The sequence below is a fragment of the Bradyrhizobium sp. genome (assembly GCF_030654605.1).
Classification (GTDB): Bacteria; Pseudomonadota; Alphaproteobacteria; order Rhizobiales; family Xanthobacteraceae; genus Bradyrhizobium.
In genome coordinates this window covers 1-3,121 of sequence record NZ_JAURXB010000277.1, presented here as the reverse complement: position 1 = coordinate 3,121, position 3,121 = coordinate 1, and the positions used below count along the sequence as shown (strand labels likewise).

Sequence of the window (3,121 nt, the reverse complement as noted above, 5' to 3'; positions counted from 1 at the left end):
AACCATGACGATTCCCATCGCGCTCACCATCGCCGGCTCGGATTCCTCCGGCGGCGCCGGCATCCAGGCCGATCTCAAGAGTTTTGCCGCGCTCGGCGTCTACGGCGCCTCCGTCATCACGGCCCTGACCGCGCAGAACACCATGGGCGTCACCGGCATTCATCAGGTGCCTGCCGATTTCGTCACCGCGCAGATCGATGCCGTGTTCAGTGATCTCGACGTTGCGGCCGTCAAGATTGGCATGGTCGCGGACCTCGCCGTGATCGATGCCATCGCCGCGGGACTCCAAAAATGGTCGCCGAAACACATCGTGCTCGATCCCGTGATGGTCGCGACATCGGGCGACCGGCTGCTGGCGTCCGAAGCCGTCGATGCCTTGCGCGCAAAACTCATTCCGCTGGCGTCGCTGATCACGCCGAACATGCCGGAGGCCGCCGCCTTGCTGAATGAACCGGTTGCCGCTGACGAGGCCGCGATCGAGAGCCAGGGCCAGCGGCTGCTGGCGATGAGGTGTCCGGCGGTGCTGATCAAGGGCGGGCATGGGCAGGGCGCCGAGAGCATCGACTATCTGGTCACCGCCAGCGGCGCCATCGCGCTGGCAGCGCCGCGCATCGCCACCCGAAACACCCACGGCACCGGCTGTTCGCTGTCATCGGCCGTCGCCGCCGGATTGGCAAAGGGCGAGGACCTGGAAACCGCGGTGCGAAATGCGAAAGCCTGGGTCAGCGCCGCGATCGCGGCGGCCGACCGTCTCGGTGTCGGCCATGGCCACGGGCCGATCCATCATTTTCACGGGTTTTATTAGGCTCGTCAGTTTACCGGCTGCGCCACCGGAAATTTCCAGGTGCCGTCGATGATCTCCTTGCGCGGCCGGTAGAGCCTCGCGGCGTAGTTCCACCCCGCCATGATCGGAAGGCAGTTCGGCGTGTCCTTGCCGCAGCCGCCGAACTGAACCGTGAACGATCCGTCGGCATTCGGCTTCGCCGTGAGGTTGTTGAGCGAATAGGCGTTGCGGTCGTTCTTCTCGAAGAAACCCTTGGCGTTGTAGAGGCTGACCGACCAGAAGCCATCGACCGGCACGTCCTTGACCGTCAGTTTGTGAACGGTCTTGCCATCGTTGTCCTTCGGATAGACGGTGTCGTACACTGCGGCGTATCTTGGATTTCCGCCCCATCCGATCGCCGTGCCGATGAGATGCGCAACCGGATCGACTTCGTTTCGATTACCGAACATGGCGCCGGTGTCGTCCCCGCGCAGCGGCGCCAGCGCATTCAAGGCCTCTCGCACCTTGTCCTGCGATGCCTTGTCCCAGTTCGGTACTTCAAACTTTCCGGATTTCGCCTGTTCGACCTTGATTGCATCTTGAACCGCATTGGCGGCTTTCAGGTCGGCCGGATCTTCGGGATTGGCGAGGGTTCGAATCAGCAGGAATACATAGCGAGTGCCGATCCTGTCTTTCTCGTAGGTAAAGCGGCCCGGCCCATAGACGACTTCGGTGGTGTAGTGATCCTGCGAGATGACCTGCATCGACATGAACCGCTTTCCCGCATTGGGCAGCGTGATGGTCACAGGAGCCGCATCAAGGTCGAAGACCGCCGAGGAATACAGCGTATCGCGGTTCATCCGCACGACGTCCTGCTTGTCGATCGGCGCCATATTCCGGGCATGGTTCAGTTTCCCGAATTCCCGGGTCTTGAAGTAATAATCCGTCTCGGCGCGAATGAAATTGCCGACCGTAACCGTCAGGGGCTTCTTGTCTTCGGCGAATGACACCCCGGCCAGCGCGAGCCACACACCGAGGATAACGAGCACTGGTTGACTTTTGCGCATGCAACCCTCCCGATCACTTCGCCGTGGCCTTCGGCACACCCAACTCTTCGTCGACCTCGTCCTCGAAGGCTTGCTTTTTCCCGGCGATGAAACGGCGGTATCCCTCCGGATCGATCCACGCTTTCACGCCCTCCGTCAGCGCCCGCTTCCGCTTGGCTTCGAAGTCGTAGTACTCGTTGTGCTGCGCGAGCCAGATGTCGGGCTTCAGCATCTCCAGATAGTGGTGCGTGCGGCGAAAGTCCGCGTTGATGCCCGGATAAATCGGATCCTTCGCCAGCCGGTAGCCAGGGTTGAATCCGGCCCCATCGGGGAACACGACGACATAGGGCTTCCCTTCGACGACCATGTTCATGACCCAGGTGGTCGCGCCCTTCGTATGGCCTGGCGTATGATAGGCGGTCAGCAGCAGATCGCCGAGCCTTACCGTATCGCCGTCGCGCAGGACGCGGTCGACCTTGACTACCTCATAGGAAAAATCGTTGGCGTACTTGAAGTCGCCCCGGCCGCCGCTCTCGATCAACGGGACGTCATCCTTCATGATCGCTACCTGCGCGCCGGAAAGTTTTTTGAAGAAAGCGAATGCGCCCGCGTGGTCAACGTGCGCGTGGCCGTTGATCATGATCTTGATGTCTTCGGGTTTGAACCCGAGCTTGCGAATAGAATCGACCATCATCGCGCCGGAAGGGGGCATCCCGGTGTTCATCAGGACGTGCCCTTCCGAGGTTGTGAACAGGAAGGCGCCGAGCCCCTTGGTGCCGACGAAGTAGATGGGACCGACAATCCTGACCGGCTCTTCGGGCTCATCCCATTTGAGGAACTTGCGCGCGAGCGACAGAAACAGATTGTTGTCTCGCGCCAGGTCTTCCTTTGTTGGAAGATTGGGCGGCGCGGTCTGCGAACGCGCTTGGGGTGCGGGCCACGACGTTGCGCCGAATAAGCCGGCCAAAGCGAGGGCGGAAACACTTAGAGCTTTGAGATGGCAAATGCTTCGCATTGCACCCTCCCCCTTTCCGGAGAAGGGCAGGTTAAAACTGCCAGATGCAACTTTCAAGCGAGGCCATCGGGAAAAAATGGCATCCACGGGGCATCCGCCATTTCGGCGCGTCACCGTCGGCCCGTCGCTTCCAGCCGTCAACCGCCAAAAGTCGGTTGCCGCGGGTGCACCCAATCCTTGAAAATCTCAAAATCCTTCCACACCGGCTCCGGCGCGTCGTAGCCCGGTCGCGGCGCGTAGATCGAGGGATCGACCAGCTGCATGTCCGGGATGTAGCGCGGACAATTCGGGAAGATC

General features: G+C 61.1%; 3 protein-coding genes. 1 reads left to right on the top strand and 2 read right to left on the bottom strand.

All coding sequences use genetic code 11. From position 1 onward, the window contains the following. The first annotated feature begins 4 nt into the window (after window positions 1-4). Complete coding sequence (gene thiD / locus Q7U29_RS25565) at window positions 5-805, top strand: bifunctional hydroxymethylpyrimidine kinase/phosphomethylpyrimidine kinase (protein WP_304746069.1); 801 nt, start codon at window positions 5-7, stop codon at window positions 803-805. A gap of 5 nt (window positions 806-810) precedes the next feature. Here thiD and Q7U29_RS25560 read toward each other — a convergent pair whose 3' ends face one another. Together Q7U29_RS25560 and bla are read right to left on the bottom strand one after the other, a co-directional pair. Then, window positions 811-1,830 carry a DUF1254 domain-containing protein gene (locus Q7U29_RS25560; RefSeq protein WP_304746067.1) on the bottom strand — a complete coding sequence of 340 codons (1,020 nt, stop codon included), beginning with the start codon at window positions 1,828-1,830 and terminating at the stop codon, window positions 811-813. 13 nt (window positions 1,831-1,843) lie between these two features. Then, window positions 1,844-2,911: a subclass B3 metallo-beta-lactamase gene (gene bla / locus Q7U29_RS25555; protein WP_304746065.1), complete on the bottom strand. Its 1,068-nt coding sequence runs from the start codon at window positions 2,909-2,911 to the stop codon at window positions 1,844-1,846. Between the last annotated feature and the right edge of the window lie 210 nt (window positions 2,912-3,121).

Coding starts and splice junctions, on each gene's coding strand:
- Q7U29_RS25560 (WP_304746067.1), bottom strand. CDS start 1,830: ATGCGCAAAAGTCAACCAGTGCTCGTTATCCTCGGTGTGTGGCTCGCG.
- thiD (WP_304746069.1), top strand. CDS start 5: ATGACGATTCCCATCGCGCTCACCATCGCCGGCTCGGATTCCTCCGGC.